Origin of the sequence: Lysinibacillus sp. NPDC097279 (assembly GCF_044761745.1) — a bacterium.
GTDB lineage: Bacteria > Bacillota > Bacilli > Bacillales_A > Planococcaceae > Lysinibacillus.
On record NZ_JBIWDA010000007.1, the window covers coordinates 137,386 to 158,833 of the forward strand.

Genomic DNA, 21,448 nt, shown 5'->3' on the forward strand with positions numbered 1-21,448 from the left:
ATTTCATTTCAATAATGGTATTGCTTATAAAATTTGCTTTTCAATCTCTAAGTATTCACTCGCACAAGAGGTAAATAATGGAGTTTGGTTGTTTCAGCAAAAGTCCGCGACAGCGGCAGATGTCATGCGTAGGTGTAATAAATTTATACGTTTTTGGCATATTATGCGAATAGCTTTTCTTAATTGTATACCCTTTTAAACATAAATTAAATCGTAAAGACACGGGAGGTCACTGTGAAATATCCATATGTAGCAGAATTTCGACAATCTTTAGTCGAATGGTTTGAAGAAGAGAAACGAGATTTACCTTGGCGGCATACTAAAGACCCTTATAAAATTTGGGTATCTGAGGTAATGCTACAGCAAACACGAGTTGACACAGTTATTCCTTATTACAATCGCTTTATGGAAAGCTTTCCAACTTTAGAATTATTAGCTGAGGCACCACAAGAATATTTATTAAAACATTGGGAAGGCCTTGGCTATTACTCACGGGCGAGAAATTTGCAAGCAGGCGTTCGTGAGGTGCTAGAAAACTATGGCGGAATCGTACCTGATAATCGCCATGAAATTTCAAAGTTAAAAGGGATTGGTCCTTATACCGCAGGTGCTATATTAAGTATTGCCTATAATAAGCCAGAACATGCGGTTGATGGTAATGTCATGCGAGTTTTAAGCCGTGTACTTAATATACATGAAGATATTGCACTACCAAAAACAAAGAAAATTTTTGAAGAAGCTGTGGAAGAACTCATTGATCCTCATAATGCATCATCCTTTAATCAAGGTTTAATGGAGCTTGGGGCACTTATTTGTTCACCAACTTCCCCTAAATGTTTGCTATGCCCTGTCCGTGAATATTGCACCGCATTTAATGAGGGAGAACCAGAAAAACTACCTGTGAAAACAAAAAAAGTCAAGATGAAGCATATTTCATACGACGTTTTTGTTTGTGAGGATGAGGAAGGGCGAATTTTAATGGAGCAACGGCCAGCAGTAGGATTACTAGCGAATATGTGGCAGTTCCCGATGCTTGAACAAGCAGAGGACTCATTATTAAAATTTGCTCAGCACTATAAAGTTGAGACACAAGCACAACAGGAAATTTTAACATTTAAACATGTTTTCTCACATTTAACTTGGCATGTGAATGCTTATTATATGAAGTGTAAATCATTTGAAAAGGGTGAATGGCTAACTCGAGAGCAAATCGAATTATTACCTATGCCAGTGCCAATGTTAAAAATATGGCAAGCAATAAAATAGTGGCTATACCATAATTAAGCAATCGAAAATAAAAATTAATGAGCATAAAAGTAATCACCTCTGTACACAATAATTAGCGTGGAGGTGAATGACAAATGAAGAAAAATCAAAACACAAACCAACAAGCAAATAAAAACATGCAACGCCAAAGTGAAGAGTTTGGTTACGAAACGGACTTCAACGAAGTGCAAAAGCAAAATGCTAAAGCTGAGCAAAATAAAGCTCAAGCTTCAGGCAAATATGCAAAGAATAACCAAAACACGAACGCAAGTGAGTAATCACTTTGTAACTGCATAATTGCATTTACCTTCTAAGGGGCTGTCTAAAATCGAAAAGATGAAAAGGACAGCCCTTTTCTATTTTTCCTCACAAAAGCATAAGCTTATTACGTAAGAAATCTCGTTTGAATTTTGCAGTAATGATGGAAATAGCAATTAATTTTCGAAAATTTGTACATAAATAACACGACACAGTGAAATTTGTAGTTTTCAACTACACCTTTCGCGTACAGATTGCTATAATATACTAGAGACTGCTAGATTTAGGTAGCATAGACGAAAAGGTGGGCTTCAAAAATGGCAATACCGGTAGAAGGAGAAACGATACAAATACATAGTTATAAGCACAATGGCCGCATCCACCGTGTTTGGCAAGAGACAATGGTGTTAAAAGGAACAAAAAACATTATAATCGGTGCGAATGAACGAACACTTGTGACAGAATCCGATGGTCGTACGTGGCTAACGAGAGAGCCTTCTATTTGTTATTTCCATGCGGAGCACTGGTTTAACATCATCTGCATGTTGCGTGAAGACGGTGTGTATTATTATTGTAATCTAAGCTCACCATTTGTTTTCGATAATAATGCCATTAAATACATTGACTACGATTTAGATATTAAGGTTTTTCCGGATATGTCGTATACCCTTTTAGATGAAGATGAATATGAACAGCATCGCCAGGAAATGTCTTACCCAGATGTCATCGATAAAATTTTAAAGCGTAATGTCGAAAAATTAATTAGCTGGATACAACAAAAAAGAGGACCCTTTGCACCTGATTTTATCGATGCTTGGACAAGTCGTTATAAGTTTCAGCTCGATATGCAAGCAGATGATAGTCAGTAACACCTATTAGTTAATCTAATGGGTGTTTTTTTGCATATATGGGGTAATTTATAAATAGGGAAATCGATGAAAGTAAAAAATAGTTAGGATTAAAAGCTAACTAACTGTACTTCATGCTGAATATTGCTATAATACGTAAGGGCATTCGTCGTAGAATGTCTGTTTCTTTTTTTAATGTATAGAAAGCCACATAAAGAAGAGGTTTTCTAATAAGGAAGTGATGAAAAATGGGTAGTATAAAGCGTTATATGCGTTTTGTAAAACCATACACATGGGAAATTATTTTAACGGTTTTAATTGGTATTGTGAAATTTGCAATCCCGTTATTTATTCCACTGCTCATAAAAATAGTCCTTGATGATATTATTGGTGCGGAAGATTTGACGGATACTGAAAAAACAAAAGAATTGTTTTACTGGTTAGGCGGTACAATAATTGTATTTTTCGTTATACGACCACCGATAGAATACTATCGTCAATATTTTGCACAGCATGTGAGTAATAAGGTTCTTTTTGATATTCGTAAAGAAATTTACGCACATTTACAGCGCCTTAGCTTAAAGTATTACGCTAATACAAGAGCAGGTGAAGTTATTTCACGTGTAATTAATGATGTGGAGCAAACGAAAAACTTTGTGATGACAGGTTTAATGAATGTTTGGCTGGACTTGGCAACGATTGTTATTGCCGTCTTTATTATGCTAGCAATGGACGTTAAACTAACACTTGTGGCACTTATCGCATTTCCGTTTTATGCAATAAGCGTTAGGTTCTTCTTTGGGAAACTTCGAACATTAACACGCAACCGCTCACAAGCACTTGCAGGTGTTCAAAGTTATCTTCATGAACGAGTAGCTGGCATGAGTATTATTAAAAGCTTTACGCTCGAAAAGCACGAACAAAAATTATTTGATGAAGCAAACGGCGAGTTTTTAGAAAAAGCATTGGATCAAACAAAATGGAATGCTAAATCCTTTGCGGTTGTCAATACGATTACCGATGTAGCACCATTACTTGTGATTGCTTATGCAGGTTATCAAGTAATTAATGGATCTTTATCTGTCGGAACAATGGTTGCTTTTATTGCTTATATTGAACGCCTTTACGGGCCTCTTCGCCGATTAGTAAGTTCATCGACAACGTTAACGCAATCAATTGCCTCGATGGACCGCATGTTTGAACTGATAGACGAGCCTTATGAGGTCAAAAATAAAAAAAATGCACTAGCATTATCGCCTGCAACAGGTGAGGTACGATTTGAGAATGTCGCTTTTCAATATGAAGTGGATGGTTCGCAAATATTAAAAAATATGAATTTCACCATAAATCCAGGGGAGACAGTCGCATTTGTAGGAATGAGTGGAGGTGGGAAATCCACCATTATTAGCTTAATTCCACGCTTTTATGATACGTCAGACGGAGCGGTATATGTAGATGGTCATGATGTGAAGGACGTTACAATCCAATCATTACGTGCTCAAATTGGCATCGTGCTACAGGATAATATTTTGTTCAGTGATTCGGTAAAGGAAAACATACTGATGGGCAAACCTGGAGCGTCGGAGGAAGAAGTGATTGCTGCTGCAAAAGCAGCGAATGCACATGACTTTATTATGAGCTTGCCAAATGGCTATAACACGAAAGTTGGCGAGCGTGGTGTAAAATTATCGGGTGGACAAAAGCAACGTGTTGCCATTGCCCGTGTATTTTTAAAAAACCCACCGATTTTAATTTTAGATGAAGCAACATCAGCGCTCGATTTAGAAAGTGAAGCACTTATTCAAGAATCGCTTGATGCCTTAGTGCATGATCGAACAACTATTATTATTGCGCACCGACTTTCTACAATTACACATGCTGATAATATTTTTGTTATTGATCATGGTCAATTAATTGAAAAAGGAAATCATGAGCAATTAATGAAGGAGCAAGGCACATACTTCAATTTATTCCAAGTACAACATTTAGATTAAATTGTTTGAGTGCCTGACACTGGCCTTTCATTCCTAGGTGAATGAAAGGCTTTTTTGTATGCAAGGGCTTATTTAGCAATAAAATTAACGGCTGCTTTTATAATTACATGTTAAATGGAAACTATTTCTGTAGAAAAATATCGTAAAATTACGAATTTTTTATATAGAAGGCGGAAAATGTAGAAAATATATGCTATTGGTAGAAAAATAATGATTGAAAGAGAGGGGAAATTTAGTTAGAATTATCTGAAAATAGAGAATTTATTGATAGTTAGTATATAATAAACTATAAATTTGTAAAATTAAAAAATATTGGTAGGATGGGGCGGTTGAACATGCGAAAAAAGCTGTTAGAGATTAAAGGTTTACAAACAACCTTTTTCACAGATGATGGACAGATTCCTGCCGTTGACGATATTGATTTTTCGGTCCATGAAGGGGAAATTTTAGGGATTGTTGGAGAATCAGGCAGTGGTAAAAGTGTGACATCTTTGTCCATTATGGGCTTAATACCATCGCCACCTGGAAAAATCACAGGTGGACAAGTACTGTTAGATGGCAAAAATTTAGCGAAATTAACTGATAAGCAAATGCAAAAAATTCGTGGGAAAGATGTGGCGATGATCTTTCAAGAGCCGATGACTTCCTTAAACCCTTTATTTACTATTGGGGAGCAATTGAAAGAGGCTATTTTAATTCACAATCCTAAGTGGTCTAAAAAGAAAGCTTTTGCACGAGCGATAGAAATTATGAAACTAGTAGGGTTACCTCGTGCGGAGGAACTATTAAAGGATTATCCACATCAATTGTCTGGTGGGATGCGCCAACGCGTCATGATTGCCATGGCGCTTGTCTGTGACCCGAAGGTACTGATTGCCGACGAACCGACAACAGCGCTGGATGTGACAATTCAAGCGCAAATTTTGCAACTAATGAAAGATTTGAACAAGCGGATGAATACGGCTGTTTTATTAATTACCCATGATTTAGGTGTTGTAGCAGAAACTTGCGAACGCGTTATCGTTATGTACGCTGGACAAATTGTTGAAGAAGCGTCCATACAAGAAATTTTTAAAACGCCAAAGCATCCTTATACACAAGGACTCATTAAATCAGTACCAGATATGCGTTATAAAAAAGACAGTCTTTATTCGATACCTGGTAGTGTGCCGAAGCCAGGCACGATTAAAGACGGCTGTCGATTTGCAGCACGCTGTGAATTTGCGATGGAGCGCTGCTTACAGGAAACACCACCTTTATATGAAGCGACAGCGCAACATAAGGCAAGGTGCTTTTTATTGGAAGAACAGGAGGTGGTTCAATATGTCGAAAGTGTTGTTGAAGGTTGATGGTTTAAAAAAGTATTTTCCTATTCGGAAAGGCTTTCTTAATACACAGGTTGGCGATGTAAAAGCTGTAGACGATGTTTCCTTTGAAGTATTTGAAGGCGAAACATTAGGTATCGTAGGTGAATCGGGATGTGGCAAGTCAACAACAGGTCGCCTATTAATGCGCTTGCTTGAGCCGACGGCAGGTAACATTGAATTTGGAGGCAAAATGATATCCACATTGTCCAACAATGAAATGCGGAAAGCGCGAAGAGATATCCAAATGATTTTCCAAGATCCTTATGCTTCGTTAAATCCACGCCATACGATTGGCAAGATTTTAGAGGAACCGCTCATTGTACATGGTATGGGCAATTCCAAAGAACGAAAAAAGAAAGTCATTGAGCTTCTTGAAATCGTTGGCTTAAATGAATATCACGCAAAACGTTATCCACATCAATTTAGTGGAGGTCAAAGACAGCGTATTGGCATTGCTCGTGCGCTAATGACCAATCCTCGTCTTATTATTGCGGACGAGCCTGTTTCAGCACTGGATGTATCGATTCAAGCTCAAGTTTTAAATCTAATGCAAACATTGCAGAGGGAATTAAAGCTTACTTATATTTTTATCTCACATGACTTAGGGGTTGTTCGGCATATTAGTAATCGTGTCGGAGTTATGTATTTAGGCAAGTTAGTCGAGTTAACAGATAGTGAGAATTTATATGCAGAGCCGCTCCACCCATATACGCAGGCATTATTATCTTCAGTTCCTGTGCCTGATCCAACTTTTGAACGTGAGCAGCTAATTATATCTGGGGATATTCCGAGTGCATCTAATCCGCCAAGCGGTTGTGCATTCCATACGAGATGTCCATTTAAGAAAGAGCAATGCTCAAGCGTTGTTCCGAAACTGCAAGAAGTGAAACAGGGTCATTATGTTGCTTGTCATCTTTATGATGCACTTCAACATTAAATGATATAAAAAAGTTTTAGGGGGAAATTAAATGAAGAAAAAGAAGCTTTGGTCATTAGGCGTCATGCTAATCCTTGTTCTCTCGACAATCTTAGCTGCGTGTAGTGGTGGCTCTGATGGCAAGGATACAGGTTCAAAAGATACGTCTACTGGCGGTGATTCAGCTAACGGCAGTGAAAAAACATTAGTATATGGTCGAGGTGGGGATTCCACTGCACTTGACCCTGCAACAGTAACAGAAGGTGAATCTTTTAAAGTTACAGTGAATATCTATGAAACACTTATTAACTTTGGAGATGAAGATGTTACATTGCATCCAGGTTTGGCAAAATCTTGGGAAGCTTCAGAAGATGGACTAACTTACACATTCCAACTTGAAGAAGGTGTAAAGTTCCACGATGGTTCTGATTTTAACGCAGAGGCAGTTGTGAAAAATTTCGAGCGCTGGAAAGCTGGCGCTGATAAGTTCCCGTACTTCATGTCCCAATTCACAATGGGCGGTGAGCAAGTAATTGAATCAATTACAGCAGAAGGCGATTCAACGGTTGTATTCAAACTGAAGCAGCCACAAGCACCATTCTTGAAAAACTTAGCAATGTCACCATTTGCCATTGCTTCTCCAAGTGCATTTGAAGCAAATGACGATGCGCTTATCGATAAGCCAGTAGGAACAGGTCCATTCAAATTTGTAAGTTGGACACGTAATGATTCTATTACAATTGAGAAAAATCCTGACTATCGTGTTGCAGGATTCCCGAAATTAGATAAAGTAATTTTCCGTTCGATTCCTGATAACTCTGCTCGCTTAAATGCACTAAATAACGGCGAGGTAGATGTTGTCGATGGATTAAGTCCATCTGATAAAGGGTCAATCGAATCAAATGGTGATTTACAATTAATCGAACGTCCTTCTATGAACGTTGGTTACCTTGGTTTAACAGTAACACGCCCACCATTTGATAATGTGAAAGTTCGTCAAGCAGTAAACTATGCAATTGATAAGCAAGCGTTAGTTGATGCTTTCTATGAAGGATTAGCTCAGCCTGCGAAAAACCCAATGCCACCAGTTATTGCTGGCTACAACGATGATATTACAGGGTACGCATATGATCCTGAAAAAGCAAAAGCATTACTAAAAGAAGCAGGCTATGACGGTAAAGAAATTGAATTATGGGCAATGCCAGTACCACGTCCTTATATGCCAGATGGACAAAAAATTGCAGAAGCTATTCAAAAGAATTTAGCTGATGTAGGCATTCCATCTAAAATTGTTTCATTCGAATGGGCAACGTATTTAGAAAAAGCTCAAAATGGTGAAGCGGATGCGTTCTTACTTGGTTGGACAGGTGATAACGGCGATGCAGACAACTTCCTTTACACATTATTAGACGCTGATAATATCGGCTCAAATAACTACACGTTCTATGACAACCAAGAGTTACACAAATTATTTGTTGCTGCACAAACAGAAGTAAATGAAGACAAACGTATTGAACTTTACAAACAAGCGCAAGCAATCATTTCTGAGGATGCTCCATGGGTTCCACTTGCACACTCAATTCCTATTTTAGCTGCAAGTACAAAAGTTTCAAATTACCATGCACATCCAACTGGCTCTGACCGTTTAGAAGCAGTAGATATGAATTAGACAATAGAGAAATGAAAATTGTCGCTTACTCATAGTGACGTAACAAGATTTTTACAGCTTTGGACTTTGTCTAGCGTTGTAAAAACGGGTTGTGACTATGTTGGTCGCAACCCGTTTTTCTGTATGAAAGACAAACTATCTAAACGGCTATCGTTTGTTGAAGGCTGTCCCTTTCTACAGTATGTGTATAGACTTCAATGCTTTTCATAGCAAAAGTATAATTAGAAAATTACAGAGAGGTGAAAAAGATGCTTCACTATATGGGAAGGCGTTTATTTCAATTAATCCCAGTTTTGCTTGGAATGACTTTTATCGTCTTTATGTTAATTCGTTTAATTCCTGGTAACCCCGCGCAAGTGATTTTAGGTCAGCAGGCGACGAAAGAGGCGGTTGAGGCATTAAACGCAAGTTTAGGATTAGACAAGCCATGGTACACACAATATTTTGGCTATTTAGGTGGTATTTTTCAGGGCGATTTAGGTGTTTCATTGCGTACAAAGTTACCTGTGTCACAAGAGATATTTCCTTATTTAGCGGCAACAGCAGAATTAGCCTTATTTGCAATGATTATTGCAATTGTTGTTGGAGTCAATGCAGGTATTATTTCAGCTTGGTTCCAAAATTCATGGTTTGATTATGTAGCGATGGTCATTGCCTTAATTGGGGTATCTGTGCCAGTCTTTTGGCTAGGTTTAATGGAACAATGGGCGTTTAGTATAAACCTTGGATGGTTCCCAACATCGGGACGTGATAATGTCCGTGACCCTATAACCGCCATTACGCATTTTTATTTGCTCGATACACTTCTTCAAGGGAGATTTGATCAGTTTACGGAAGTGTTAAAACGTTTAGTATTACCAGGGGTGGCACTTGCTACAATTCCAATGGCGATTATTGCAAGAATTACTCGCTCTTCCATGCTGGAGGTTATGCGCTCCGATTATGTTCGTACAGCTAGAGCAAAAGGACAAAAAATGTTTATCGTTGTTTATAAACACGCACTGAAAAACGCAGTTATTCCAGTGTTAACAGTAATTGGTTTACAAACAGGGTTACTGCTTGGTGGTGCCATTTTAACAGAAACCATCTTCAGTTGGCCAGGTATTGGTCGTTATATTTACGATGCCATTGGCTTCCGTGATTATCCAGTTATCCAATCAGGTATTTTAATCGTTGCGTTTATTTTCATTATGATTAATTTAATTGTCGATCTACTTTATACAGTGATAGATCCACGCATTAAATATAAATAGGAGGGAGATGCGATAATGACTGGTGCGATAGATATAAAAAAAGAAGCAGTAGCAAGTCGAGAGCGTGCGGCAGGTCCTTGGAGAGAAGGCTGGCGTAGCTTTAAAAAAAGTAAAATCTCCCTAGTTGGTGCTGGGATTGTAGTATTTTTTATACTTCTTGCTGTATTTGGTCCGTACATTGCACCACAAGGAATTAATGAACAGGATTTATCAAAACGCTTATTGGCACCTTCAAGTGCGCATTGGTTTGGAACAGATGACTTTGGGCGGGATATTTTTTCTCGGATTATTCATGGTGCACGTATATCGTTAAGGATCGGATTTTTTGCCGTTATTCTTTCGGTAATTGTCGGAAGTACACTTGGAATTCTTGCAGGTTATTATGGAAAATGGATTGATACAATTATCTCTCGAATCTTTGATATTATGTTGGCGTTTCCTAGTATTTTATTAGCAATTGCTGTAGTGGCTGTACTTGGGCCGTCATTACAAAATGCTTTAATTGCGATTGCCATTATTAACGTACCAAACTTTGGACGGCTAATTCGGTCAAAAGTGTTAAGTGTAAAAGAAGAGGAATATATTGTCGCAGCAAAAGCAATAGGAATGCGAGATTCGCGTATTTTATTTTCTCATATTTTACCAAACTCGATGACACCAATTATTGTACAAGGAACATTAGCAATTGCAACAGCAATTATTGAAGCTGCTGCACTAGGTTTCTTAGGATTAGGGGCACAGGCGCCAGCACCCGAATGGGGAAAAATGCTTGCGGATGCTCGAATCTACTTATTAAAAGCGCCATGGACAATGATTTTCCCAGGGTTGGCGATTATGTTAACTGTACTCGGCTTTAACTTAATGGGTGATGGTTTGCGAGATGCGCTTGATCCAAAAATGAAAAACTAATATTAAAATAGCCTTCTACTGAAAAGTTAGAAGGTTTTTTAATTGTTAAGATGAATAAATATCGTAAATAAAAATTTACAATTTCATCCTGGAGCCATTATTTGAATTTTATGTAATATTATTTTAGACTTAATTTATGCTGACATACATACTTTATTGACGTAACTACTGCTCTTTAATGGAGGGTTACAAGAAGCGTAAACCTAACGTATTTAAAAGTTTATGCTGTAACAAGCCGTGTTGATTAGGAAAATATGTATGGATTAATCGTTATGCTATAAACTTTCTATAAAAATCTATGATTTATAGCAAAGGGCTATCACTTAGTGGAAAACCCCTTTACTATTAGTTTTATAATTGGATAAAATTAGTTAATAAACATATTAGATATTGTTAGTATTTTTTCAGCAGAGGTACATTCAATTAAGGAGGTCATTAAAAATGGGGATCAATTTACAAAAGGGACAGCGTGTAGATTTAACAAAAGGGAATGCTGGTTTAAATAAAATTAAAGTTGGCTTAGGGTGGGACCCTGTAAGCCAAGCAAAAAGCGGTGGCTTTTTAGGTGGCTTATTTTCAAGTGGTAAAACAGCAGGTAGAGATGTTGACTGTGATTCCTCAGTTTTAATGTTGCAAGATGATCGTATCGTTGCAGGAGATGATGTAGTTTACTTCGGCAAATTAGCAAGTAAATGTGGATCTGTTATCCATTCTGGTGATAACTTAACAGGAGACGGTGCTGGTGATGACGAAGTAATTACTGTTGAGCTAGGAGCAGTGCCTGCTCAATATAATAAATTAGTATTTGTCGTGAACATTTATGATGCAGCTGGACGTAAGCAACACTTCGGTATGATTCAAAATGCGTATATTCGCGTGTACGATGACAAGACAGGCAATGAACTAATTCGTTATAATTTATCTGATGATTACTCGAATTTAACAACACTAGTGTGTGGTGAAATTTATCGTCACGGTAACGAATGGAAATTTGCTGCTATTGGTAACGGTACAAATGATGTAAAACTTGGTGATGTAGTTCGAAGATATCAATAATTATAAATTTGAGGAGGAATACAAATGGGTATTTCATTACAAAAAGGTCAAAAGGTAGATTTAACAAAAACAAACCCAGGTTTATCGAATGTAATTGTAGGTTTAGGTTGGGATACAAACAAATATGATGGTGGACATGATTTTGATTTAGATTCCTCCATTTTTTTACTTGCGGATACAGGTAAAGTAGCAGATCAAAATGACTTCATCTTCTACAACAATACTATTGGTGGTAATGGTTCTGTTGAACACTCTGGCGATAACTTAACAGGAGTTGGCGAAGGGGATGACGAAATTGTTAAAGTTTCGTTAAAAGAAATACCTGCACATGTTCAACGCTTAGCTTTCACAGTTACAATCCATGACGCAGAAGCACGTAGCCAAAACTTTGGTATGGTGTCTAACGCATTTATTCGCATTATAAATGCTGCTACAAATGAAGAAATTATTCGCTATGATTTAGGTGAAGACTTTAGTATTGAAACGGCTGTAGTGGTAGGCGAACTATACCGTCACAATGGAGAATGGAAATTTAACGCGATTGGTGCTGGATACCAAGGCGGTTTAGCTGCACTTTGTAATGATTATGGCTTAAGCGTAAACTAACGGTTTAACTTACACGAGAATGGGAGTTTTTTTCTAATGGGTATTCAGTTAAGTAAAGGACAACGCATTGATTTAATGAAACAGGATCCAGGCTTAAATAATGTAGGGATTGGTTTAGGCTGGGATGTTAAACAATTCGATGGAGGAAGTGACTTTGACTTAGATGCATCTGTATTTTTATTGGATGCATCCGGAAAATGCCGGAATGAACAAGACTTTATTTTCTACAATAATCTAACAAGTCCTGATAAATCTGTCCAGCATATGGGTGATAACCGTACTGGTTTAGGTGACGGAGACGATGAAAAAATTCTTGTGAACTTAAAGCAAGTATCCCCTCAAATTGAAAAGATTGTTATAACAGTGACAATTTATGATGCTGAAGGTCGTCGTCAAAATTTCGGCCAAGTTCTTAATGCATATGTTCGTTTAACGAACGAAGAATCTGGTTCAGAAGTGCTTCGCTATGATTTAGCAGAAGACTTCAGTATTGAAACTGCGGTCGTATTTTGTGAGCTATACCGACATAATGGCGAATGGAAATTTGCCGCTGTTGGCTCTGGCTATCAAGGTGGGCTCGCTTCGTTAATCAATGCTTATGGTCTAGAGTAATAAAAGGAAGATGGATATCAATAGTGGCCACTAGTAGGCATTAATTTATATCATGATGAACTTAACGGAAGGCACTGTATTAGTCTGTATAAACAGGTTGATGCAGTGCCTTTTTTACAAAGATCATTCTTTGATGAGGGAGAGAATTAGATGCAATATTTTGCAACAGAAGCGGAGACGATTTTTTATCAACGACCACGCACATTTACAAAACTAGATTCACCTGATATTTTATCGTATGCATTAGGTGCAACGTTATATATGCCTGCATCTAAGCCTAACATTATTGGCATGGTACAATCACAAAAATATCAAGATTTAAAATCGTTTGTCATAGATTTAGAGGATGCAGTTGGGGACGCAGAGTTAGCGAGCTGTGAGCAAAAAATAATTGAAGATATAAGTGCTCTCTACACACTTTATGTCCATAACGAAATTTTACTTGAAGATTTGCCGCTACTATTTATTCGTGTGCGAAGCGTTGAGCAATTTAGACTGTTGACTTCCGTATTAGGAAAGCGACAGGAAGTGCTTACGGGTTACGTATTTCCTAAGTTTACAGCTATCCAAGGAGCTGCCTACTTTGAATTGCTGGAGCAAACAATTGAACAGCATCAGCTAACATTGTATGGGATGCCTATTTTAGAAAGCCGAGATATTTTATACAAAGAGTCTCGAATGGAAGCTTTATTTGCAATTAAAGATGTGTTGCATCGATACAGAAAACGTGTACTTAATGTACGGATCGGTGCTACTGACTTTTGCGGGATTTATGGAATTCGTCGCCGAGTAGACTCAACAATTTATGATATAGCCGTTATTCGAGACTGCATTGCAGATATCGTCAATGTACTTGGTCGTGAGGATGAGGACTTTGTTATTTCTGGACCAGTATGGGAATATTTCAGCAATGAACGGGTATTGAAACCAACGCTAAGAGCAACACCTTTCAGCGAAAAGGGAGCTTTATATGCACGTAAGGCATTACTTGATGATTATTTGGATGGCTTAATGAAGGAAGTAATTTTAGATAGACAAAATGGCATTTTAGGTAAAACAATTATACATCCCAGTCACATTCGTATTGTCCATGCACTGTATGTTGTCTCTTATGAAGAATTTGTAGATGCCACTAGTATTATTGATAATGAAGGGCAAAAGGGTGTTTTAAAAAGCCAGTATGCCAATAAAATGAATGAAATGAAGCCACATATGAGATGGGCACAGAAAGTTTTACGCCAAGCACATATATATGGTGTATACAATGAATCTGCAGATTTTGCCTCTCTATTATTGAATGCAAGTGTAGGAGGAAATACGGATGACGAAACTCAACAACAAGTTGAACATTATTCAAGATTATAATATTGATATCAAGATTACCCAAAACCTTTATAATTTTGCTATGACGGATTTATTTAAAATGGCGACACGTATTAATAAAAAGAGACAATTTTTATTTGTTAGTACTGTCCTTGGTAAACATTTAGCAGTTCGACCACAAGTGCCAATTCTTACTGGTACTCTTTTAGCAATGATGTATCATGAAAAACTGGTTGGTCGTGAATCTTTATTCGTACAGCCAGTTGTACAGGCAATACAAAAACAGCAAAACATGCAAGAGGTTTTACAGCAAGTAGAGGAGCAAAGACTGGAGCTATCGAAGGAAGTTTTATTTATCGGCTTTGCTGAAACGGCAACAGCTCTTGGGCATGCAGTTTTTAATGCTTTTAAGTCCAATGCAACGTATGTCCATACGACGCGAGAACTACTGCCAGAGCTCGAGCCATTTGTCACTTTCGAAGAAGAACATTCACATGCGACGAGTCATCGCGTGTACTGTGAGCAACCTGAAAAATTACTTCAGGCAAAACAGATTGTGCTAATTGATGATGAAATAACAACGGGCAATACAGTGGTCAACATTATTGAAACACTACGCCAAAAATTTCCTACTGTTGAGCGTTATTCCGTTTTATCGATTTTAGATTGGCGTTCTCCACAGCAACAAGCAATGTTTGCGGAGCTAGAAGCTAAGTGGGGGATAACGATTGATTTTGTATCGATTATGAGTGGTCAATTTATTTGTCAGGGTACACCACTATTAACAAATCATCAGGTACAAATTACATCGCAAGCAACAACAGAAATGAAGTTGCTTTCGGCGAATGAAACAGGTGCACAGAAGCATTACTATTCTATCGCTGAAAACGGTGTGATAAATAAGGCTCCGTATATATTAGCAACAGGTCGGTTAATGCTAACGACTGAGCAACATGTGGTACATAAAAAGATGTATCAAACGATCGCAAACCAGTTACGTACCCTTCGTACAGGGGGACCAGCACTAGTTATTGGTACAGGAGAGTTTATGTATGTGCCTATGCAAATAGCGAGTTGTTTAGGAGAGGATGTTTATTTCCAAGCGACGACACGTAGCCCAATTTATTGTGCAAATAATCCATCCTATACAATAACAGAAAAAATTGCTTTCGAAAGTCCAGAAAATAATGGTGTAGAAAATTACTTATACAATTTAAATAGCCATTCTTATTCGGAACTTTTTTTAGTCGTAGAACGTATAGCCAATGAAGAGGTAGTAGCACGGGCAGTACATGCATTAAAATCTGTTAGTAACGCAAATATATATGTGATTTGTATGCATGAATGGGGGACTGAATAATGCCTGAGATGAAGCAACCAGATAAAATGGGAAGCTATTCTGCAGAAGATGTTGTCTTTTTACTACGAGATATTAGTAACATTCACTTAGAAATAGCTAATGAACAGCGTGAGCGACTTATTCAATCGGGTACCCACTATTCAGAAATGTTGCCAGTAGAGTATCTTCCTTCTGAAGCGTATATGAAGCTGTTTTATCAAACGTTAGATGATTATGCACAACGTATTGCGCTTGCGGTTGGATTAGTAGCACAACAAATTGTAGAGCGTAGAGGCTTAGATAATTTAGTGCTTGTTAGTTTAGCGAGAGCAGGAACACCTATTGGCATTTTAATTAAACGTTATATAAAAATGCATTATAACGTGAGCGTTCCGCACTATACGATGTCGATTCTCCGAGGTCGGGGTATTGATGACTACGCTATACGATACATATATTCTCAGCACCCACTTGCACAAATACAATTTATTGATGGATGGACAGGGAAAGGCGCGATTACGAGAGAATTACAACAAGCTTGTGAAAGCTATAATGAGCAAAATAATGAACAATTGGATGCGACACTAGCGGTGCTTGCTGACCCAGGCCATTGTGCTGCAATCTATGGTACACGTGCTGATTTTTTAATACCATCGGCATGTTTAAATTCAACTGTGTCAGGCTTAGTTAGCCGCACAGTATGGAATGCACAGTTTATGGATGTAAATGACTTTCACGGAGCGAAATTTTATAAAGAACTTCAGCATGCGGATGTTTCCAATTTGTATATTGATCGTATTAGCGCCTATTTTTTACAAGTTGAGAAAGATGTAGAGCAACAGCTTCAAGAACGAATACCTTCTACTATTACGTGGAAAGGGTTGGAATCGGTTATTGCAATTCAACAACATTATGGCATAACAAATAGTAACTTTGTGAAGCCAGGAGTTGGAGAAACAACACGGGTATTACTTCGCAGAGTCCCATGGAAAATATTAATTAACCCTACCTATGTGCACGAATTAGCACACATTTTACTTTTAGCAAAGGAAAAGAATGTTGAAATTGAGGAATATCCACAAATGTCCTATGCATGCTGTGGCTTAATAAAAGAAGTGTAGAGGAGAGAAGACATGCTACTATTTACATCTGATTTAGATCGTACGCTTATTTACTCTCAGCGCATGATGGATAAGTATCCACCCAATACAGCCCCAATTACGGTTGAGCGGAAAAATGGGGAAGGACTTAGTATGATGACAGAAGTAACAATGTCATTATTGCAACAAGTTCACCAACAAACATTATTCGTACCTGTTACAACACGTGCATTACATCAATATGAACGAATATATGCAATAAAAGAGTTGTGTCCTACTTTTGCAATTACGAGTAATGGGGGTACAATAATAGAACAAGGACGCCCTAATGTGGAATGGACCAAAATTTTACGCAAACGAATTGAAGATTCTTCCATTCCGCAAGCAGATTTAGTACGCCAATTTAATAACATAAAATCACAATGTTGGCTTCAACAATCGTTCTATGTTGATGAGTTATTTTATGTACATTATGTGGATTGCCATATTTTGCAGCATGACGATGTGCAGGCAATGATTCAAGACTTTGCGGTACATGGTTGGCATGTACTCTTGCAAGGACGAAAATTGTACTTTATGCCAAAAGTGCTTACAAAAGAAGCCGCAATTTCGTATTTGAAGGAGCATTGTACATATACTATGCACTTGGCAGCGGGTGATTCCATAATGGATTATGGAATGCTCGCTTTGGCAGATAAAGGCTACACGCCAGCGCACGGTGACTTAAAAGACAAACAACCACAAATACTAAAGAACACCCTATATTCGGCACATAGTGGTGAAGCATTTACAAAATATTTATTGGAAGATGTTTTACAATTGGCTGCCATGCAACCAATTGTGGAAGTATGATGTAAGGAGGTGATGCTTGTATGCAAACAGTCACAATTGAATCAGTATTAGAAAGAGATTCTTATGATTGGCTACAAGCCTTCCAAGATGCAGCTAATGTGCGAGCAGTTTACGAGGTGACAGAACAACACGTTCGTTTTAGTCGTATTGCTGTACGTATATTAGGTGTCCCGCTAGAAGAAGATGAATATTTTAATTCTTTATATACAATGTCACAAAATCCAAATATCCATATTTTAAGCGAAGAATTAAATAAACATATTGAGCAAAAGGATTTTCAGGCATTGCAAACGATTATAGAGCAACATCAGCAATCCCCTAAAGGCTTGTCGATTAATCGACTAATTGCCATGATGTATGGTCACCAACTTATTCCTAAGCATGATGATCCTTCGATGAATCGTCATTTGCAGCTCGTGACGATGCGAGTAGTGGAGCGCTTCAGAGATCAGCAATCACTTGGATTACTAGCGAATGACTTTCGACGCTTTTTAATTGATATGGTGAAGTGGTTAAAAAACCATTGGATTCAGTGGACAAAAGCGATGAAGCCGACAGATGATTTCCCGAAGGTCATTTGGTATGGTGAAACAACAATTAGTCAGCGCTATTTCCTCCTATTATTAATGGAGCTTGGTTGCGATGTGTTAATCTTCCATCCAGCGGCGATTGATGAATTTGCTACAGTGGATTCAACAGATGCATTTTCTGTTACGCACTCCTATGTAAGTCAAACAACGCTACAGCCATTCCCTGATAAATTACGAGATCGTCAAGCAACAGTGGGCTATAGCTCTAGCCAACATTTTGAACAATTAATGCATGACCAGCATTCGGGTGTTTATCGACCATGGCAATTTAAAGACCATTTGCCGCGTTCACTAACACTACGTATGACATATGATGATATTTTTATTTATGAAAATGAAAAGGCGATGGTTCGTCCGAAATTTGAGGTGCTTAAAGATGAAGTCATCATTCCAGTAATTTTCGCAAAAGTTAGTGGCGTATCTAGTAACCGTGAAGAATATTGGGGAAATATGCATCGATTGCTTGCAAGCCCACAAACGGTATTTGTGCAGGCGTTTCCATATGCGAAAACGAGTAGAGCTAATTTTCATTTTCATTATCAGCATTGTTTAGTGAATGGTGAACTATCTACGGAGCGGATTATGCAAAGTGATTGGTGGCAATATGAGGATTTGACATTGGAGCTACAATCAGCAATTGCTCATACAATTAAAACGTCCTGTGAGCAGCCTATGCTTAAACTGCAGCCAAATGAATCACAGTATGATTTGCAATTATTTATATTTAAGCAAATGACGATGATTCCAAAGGACATATTGCGCTTATTACAAAGTTTTGATTATGCTCAGGAAGTGCCAAAGCTAGTGCTCTATCAAGCACCACAGCAGCCAGTATTATCTCGTGAAGATATTGCTTTATTAGCGTTTTTAAATCGTTTTGGTGTAGATATTATTTTTTACAATCCAACAGGCAAGCTTGATTTAGAAAAACATTTGCTAGAGGATACGTTTGATGGACATCGTTTAGAGCATATGGTGTTTGACTTACAATTTGAAGAGCCAAAGCAACAAAAGTCAAAGCCTGATAAAATGATTAAAAAATTATTTAACCGTTTCTTCTGACGGCTAGGAAAGGAGGAACATAATGTCAAGTAGAGCGATTGTACTTGAACGATTAACAACTGAAACAGCAGAACAAACAAAACAACAGCTATGTCATAGTCCAGAAGTACAGCATATTGCAAACCAAATCAATATAAAAAACAAGCTTGAATTGACGGAGCTCGGTAAGGAGCCAGCAGTTAAACTTTCACGTTTTTCAGACCAAATTTTAAGAACGATTGCCCATTCAAAAGTAAATGAATCCAACGAATTATTAAAGCAGCTCGAAGCCCTAATGTCTAAGTTTGATAAAAAGGAAGTCATTGAACAACAAGGCTTTTTAGGGAGATTGTTTAAAAGGAAGCCGAAAAATAACGAAGATTTATATGCTAAATATAATGTTCTTGGAAGAGATATTGAAAAAGTACATTATCAATTTGTCCTAATGGAAGAAGCATTGGCAAATGATAATCGAATGCTAGCTCGACTTTATAACGAAAATTTGACTTATTACATGGAGCTTGAAAAATATATCGTTGCCGCTGAGATGAAACTAGATGAGATAAAGTCAACATTAATTCCAATGTATGAAAGACAAAGTGAAGCGGGCAATCAAATTGCAAAAATGGAGCTTACAACGTTACAAGCAATTGCCGAAACATGTGCCCAAAAAATTGATGAGCTTGAGAAATCGAGATTGGTAGCGATTTTAGGGGCAACCCAAATGGATATGCTACGCAATGGCAATAGCGAGTTAATGGAGCAAATCAATGGAGCGTTTGTCACGACAATTCCTGTTTTTAAAATGGGGATTATGAATGCGGTGAATGAAAAGCGACAACAGCTACAACAAGAATCTGCTGCTGCTTTTGAAAAGCGTATGAAGCAATTTGGTGAAAACAATAGTCATGCTGTTTTACAAAGTGTGGAATATGCTCAACAAAGTGAGTCGACAATGACGCTCGAAGAAATGTGGGAAACGATCGTTACTGGTATTACAAGTTATCGTCAGTTACGTGCGGAACAAGCAACGAAGCGTCAACAAATAGAGCAACAACTAATGGCATTAAATAATGAAGCTTAAAAAAGCTGACACCATATTAAGGTGTCAGCTTTTTTAATAATTGTGTGAGTGCCTGGTACGCTTTCCGCGGGCACGATGTAAGCGCCGCTAGTTGCAGCTTACATTAGGTGCGTTCCCACAGTTCAAAATTGTGTGAGTGCCTGGCACCTAAATAAACTCTTCTTCGATTTCCAAGTTGATTTCTTGGCCGTGATAGCTTTGATATGACACGATTAATGTATCTAAGTGCTCTAAATTTTCCTCGTAATCTAAAATCCGCGACAAAATATATAAAAGGTGATAGCTCGAAAATTCTGTATCGCCTTCTTGGTGTGCATATGTCACTTGATGGATAAAGATTTCCATTAACTGATTGCGTTGAATGTAGTCGATATGTGTGCTCCATTCGGAATGCTCAGGCTTTAATTTCCCTGTATATTTTAGCAACAGCTGCTCATGGTAGGTAAGCAGGAAGTCTAGACGCTCTTGAATCATTAAATGGAATTGTGTCGGTAAATGCGCTAATTCGTTTTCATGTTTATGCAGTCGATGTAACAATTCTAGACTCTTTTTTGAAGTCGTAATCATTTGACGGTAAACCACTAATTTTCTTGCTTTAATGTATTTTTTGTTTTTAAAATAATTTCGTTCTTCCTTGAAAAACTCATAGAGTGTATCGACTCTAAGCATACGTTCTCTAAATTTGTTTAAAGCAGTTTTAGTAGAAGTATGCTCAGACGCTTGACGAACAGCTAATCTCGTCCAGCGAATAATATCATCCTGTAAAAAGTAAATTTTACGGAAAAGCTTTACTTCGTATTTTGGTGGTAAAAACACAAGATTTACAACAAATGCTGCTAAAACCCCAACTAAAATTGTAAGAAAGCGAAATAAACTAAATGTAAGAAAGTCATCACCTTGAATCTCCATAATAGCGACAACGGAAACAAGTGCTAGAGAAAGTGATTTTTCAAGCTTGAATTTTAACATCAATCCTATTGCGATAATGACAGCAATACCTACAGCCACGACGTGATGGCCGAAAAGTAAACCGAAGATTACGGCAATGGAAGCTCCGATAATATTTGCTTGTACTTGTTCAACGATCGTTTGATAAGAGCGATAAATAGATGGCTGAATCGCAAAGATTGCTGCAATTCCAGCAAAAACTGGAGTTGGTAATTGCAGAAGCTCTGCAACAAATAGTGCAAAGACAATAGCTACGCCAGTTTTAAATACACGGGCACCTAATTTCATAATAAAATCGATGTCCTTTCTGTCTAATATTTTTAACTTGGCTCCTCTTTTAAAAGTGAGACTTAATCAAGTTAAAGGTCTCTGCGCAAGTCACAGAATTTAAAAGTAGCTTTTTTAAGAAAGCTCACA

At 37.7% G+C, this 21,448-nt stretch carries 19 protein-coding genes; 18 read left to right on the plus strand and 1 reads right to left on the minus strand.

Annotation, left to right across the window (positions count from 1 at the left end; genetic code table 11):
* Positions 1 to 234 precede the first annotated feature (234 nt).
* The 18 genes from mutY to ACIQ1H_RS20670 all read left to right on the plus strand — a co-directional run bounded on the left by mutY (position 235) and on the right by ACIQ1H_RS20670 (position 20,083).
* Positions 235 to 1,266: an A/G-specific adenine glycosylase gene (mutY, locus tag ACIQ1H_RS20585; RefSeq protein ID WP_402891535.1), complete on the plus strand. Its 1,032-nt coding sequence runs from the start codon at positions 235 to 237 to the stop codon at positions 1,264 to 1,266.
* A 95-nt stretch (positions 1,267 to 1,361) separates the two neighbouring features.
* Positions 1,362 to 1,544 (plus strand): gamma-type small acid-soluble spore protein, encoded by a 183-nt coding sequence (locus ACIQ1H_RS20590; RefSeq protein ID WP_173479564.1) that lies wholly within the window; start codon positions 1,362 to 1,364, stop codon positions 1,542 to 1,544.
* A 297-nt stretch (positions 1,545 to 1,841) separates the two neighbouring features.
* Positions 1,842 to 2,393: a nucleoside tri-diphosphate phosphatase gene (gene ntdP / locus ACIQ1H_RS20595; RefSeq protein WP_173479563.1), complete on the plus strand. Its 552-nt coding sequence runs from the start codon at positions 1,842 to 1,844 to the stop codon at positions 2,391 to 2,393.
* Positions 2,394 to 2,620: 227 nt separating this feature from the next.
* Positions 2,621 to 4,366 carry an ABC transporter ATP-binding protein gene (locus tag ACIQ1H_RS20600; RefSeq protein ID WP_173479562.1) on the plus strand — a complete coding sequence of 582 codons (1,746 nt, stop codon included), beginning with the start codon at positions 2,621 to 2,623 and terminating at the stop codon, positions 4,364 to 4,366.
* 335 nt (positions 4,367 to 4,701) lie between these two features.
* Entirely contained in the window at positions 4,702 to 5,715 is a 1,014-nt protein-coding gene (locus ACIQ1H_RS20605) for an ABC transporter ATP-binding protein (protein ID WP_173479561.1), read from the plus strand.
* On the plus strand, positions 5,690 to 6,670 hold the full coding sequence (locus ACIQ1H_RS20610; protein WP_402891540.1) for an ABC transporter ATP-binding protein: 981 nt from the start codon (positions 5,690 to 5,692) through the stop codon (positions 6,668 to 6,670). Before ACIQ1H_RS20605 ends, ACIQ1H_RS20610 begins: the two co-directional genes overlap by 26 nt.
* 31 nt (positions 6,671 to 6,701) lie before the next feature.
* Complete coding sequence (locus ACIQ1H_RS20615) at positions 6,702 to 8,318, plus strand: ABC transporter substrate-binding protein (protein WP_173479559.1); 1,617 nt, start codon at positions 6,702 to 6,704, stop codon at positions 8,316 to 8,318.
* A gap of 248 nt (positions 8,319 to 8,566) precedes the next feature.
* Complete coding sequence (locus ACIQ1H_RS20620; protein ID WP_173479558.1) at positions 8,567 to 9,571, plus strand: ABC transporter permease; 1,005 nt, start codon at positions 8,567 to 8,569, stop codon at positions 9,569 to 9,571.
* A 15-nt stretch (positions 9,572 to 9,586) separates the two neighbouring features.
* Positions 9,587 to 10,480 carry a nickel transporter permease gene (gene nikC / locus ACIQ1H_RS20625; RefSeq protein WP_173479557.1) on the plus strand — a complete coding sequence of 298 codons (894 nt, stop codon included), beginning with the start codon at positions 9,587 to 9,589 and terminating at the stop codon, positions 10,478 to 10,480.
* 441 nt (positions 10,481 to 10,921) lie between these two features.
* Complete coding sequence (locus ACIQ1H_RS20630; RefSeq protein WP_173479556.1) at positions 10,922 to 11,536, plus strand: TerD family protein; 615 nt, start codon at positions 10,922 to 10,924, stop codon at positions 11,534 to 11,536.
* 24 nt (positions 11,537 to 11,560) lie between these two features.
* Positions 11,561 to 12,142 (plus strand): TerD family protein, encoded by a 582-nt coding sequence (locus ACIQ1H_RS20635; RefSeq protein WP_139859557.1) that lies wholly within the window; start codon positions 11,561 to 11,563, stop codon positions 12,140 to 12,142.
* A 36-nt stretch (positions 12,143 to 12,178) separates the two neighbouring features.
* Positions 12,179 to 12,754: a TerD family protein gene (locus tag ACIQ1H_RS20640; RefSeq protein WP_139859559.1), complete on the plus strand. Its 576-nt coding sequence runs from the start codon at positions 12,179 to 12,181 to the stop codon at positions 12,752 to 12,754.
* 150 nt (positions 12,755 to 12,904) lie between these two features.
* On the plus strand, positions 12,905 to 14,119 hold the full coding sequence (locus ACIQ1H_RS20645) for an HpcH/HpaI aldolase/citrate lyase family protein (RefSeq protein ID WP_402891545.1): 1,215 nt from the start codon (positions 12,905 to 12,907) through the stop codon (positions 14,117 to 14,119).
* A complete protein-coding gene (locus tag ACIQ1H_RS20650; RefSeq protein ID WP_402891548.1) occupies positions 14,076 to 15,437 on the plus strand; it encodes a phosphoribosyltransferase family protein in 1,362 nt (453 codons plus the stop codon). Before ACIQ1H_RS20645 ends, ACIQ1H_RS20650 begins: the two co-directional genes overlap by 44 nt.
* On the plus strand, positions 15,437 to 16,537 hold the full coding sequence (locus ACIQ1H_RS20655) for a cysteine protease StiP family protein (RefSeq protein WP_402891551.1): 1,101 nt from the start codon (positions 15,437 to 15,439) through the stop codon (positions 16,535 to 16,537). Before ACIQ1H_RS20650 ends, ACIQ1H_RS20655 begins: the two co-directional genes overlap by 1 nt.
* Before the next feature lie 12 nt (positions 16,538 to 16,549).
* On the plus strand, positions 16,550 to 17,368 hold the full coding sequence (locus ACIQ1H_RS20660) for an HAD family hydrolase (protein ID WP_402891554.1): 819 nt from the start codon (positions 16,550 to 16,552) through the stop codon (positions 17,366 to 17,368).
* A gap of 20 nt (positions 17,369 to 17,388) precedes the next feature.
* On the plus strand, positions 17,389 to 19,020 hold the full coding sequence (locus ACIQ1H_RS20665; protein WP_402891557.1) for a YceG family protein: 1,632 nt from the start codon (positions 17,389 to 17,391) through the stop codon (positions 19,018 to 19,020).
* A gap of 22 nt (positions 19,021 to 19,042) precedes the next feature.
* Positions 19,043 to 20,083, plus strand: coding sequence for a toxic anion resistance protein (locus tag ACIQ1H_RS20670; RefSeq protein WP_402891560.1), 1,041 nt, complete (start codon positions 19,043 to 19,045; stop codon positions 20,081 to 20,083).
* A 147-nt stretch (positions 20,084 to 20,230) separates the two neighbouring features.
* Here ACIQ1H_RS20670 and ACIQ1H_RS20675 read toward each other — a convergent pair whose 3' ends face one another.
* Positions 20,231 to 21,319 (minus strand): FUSC family protein, encoded by a 1,089-nt coding sequence (locus ACIQ1H_RS20675; protein ID WP_402891563.1) that lies wholly within the window; start codon positions 21,317 to 21,319, stop codon positions 20,231 to 20,233.
* Between the last annotated feature and the right edge of the window lie 129 nt (positions 21,320 to 21,448).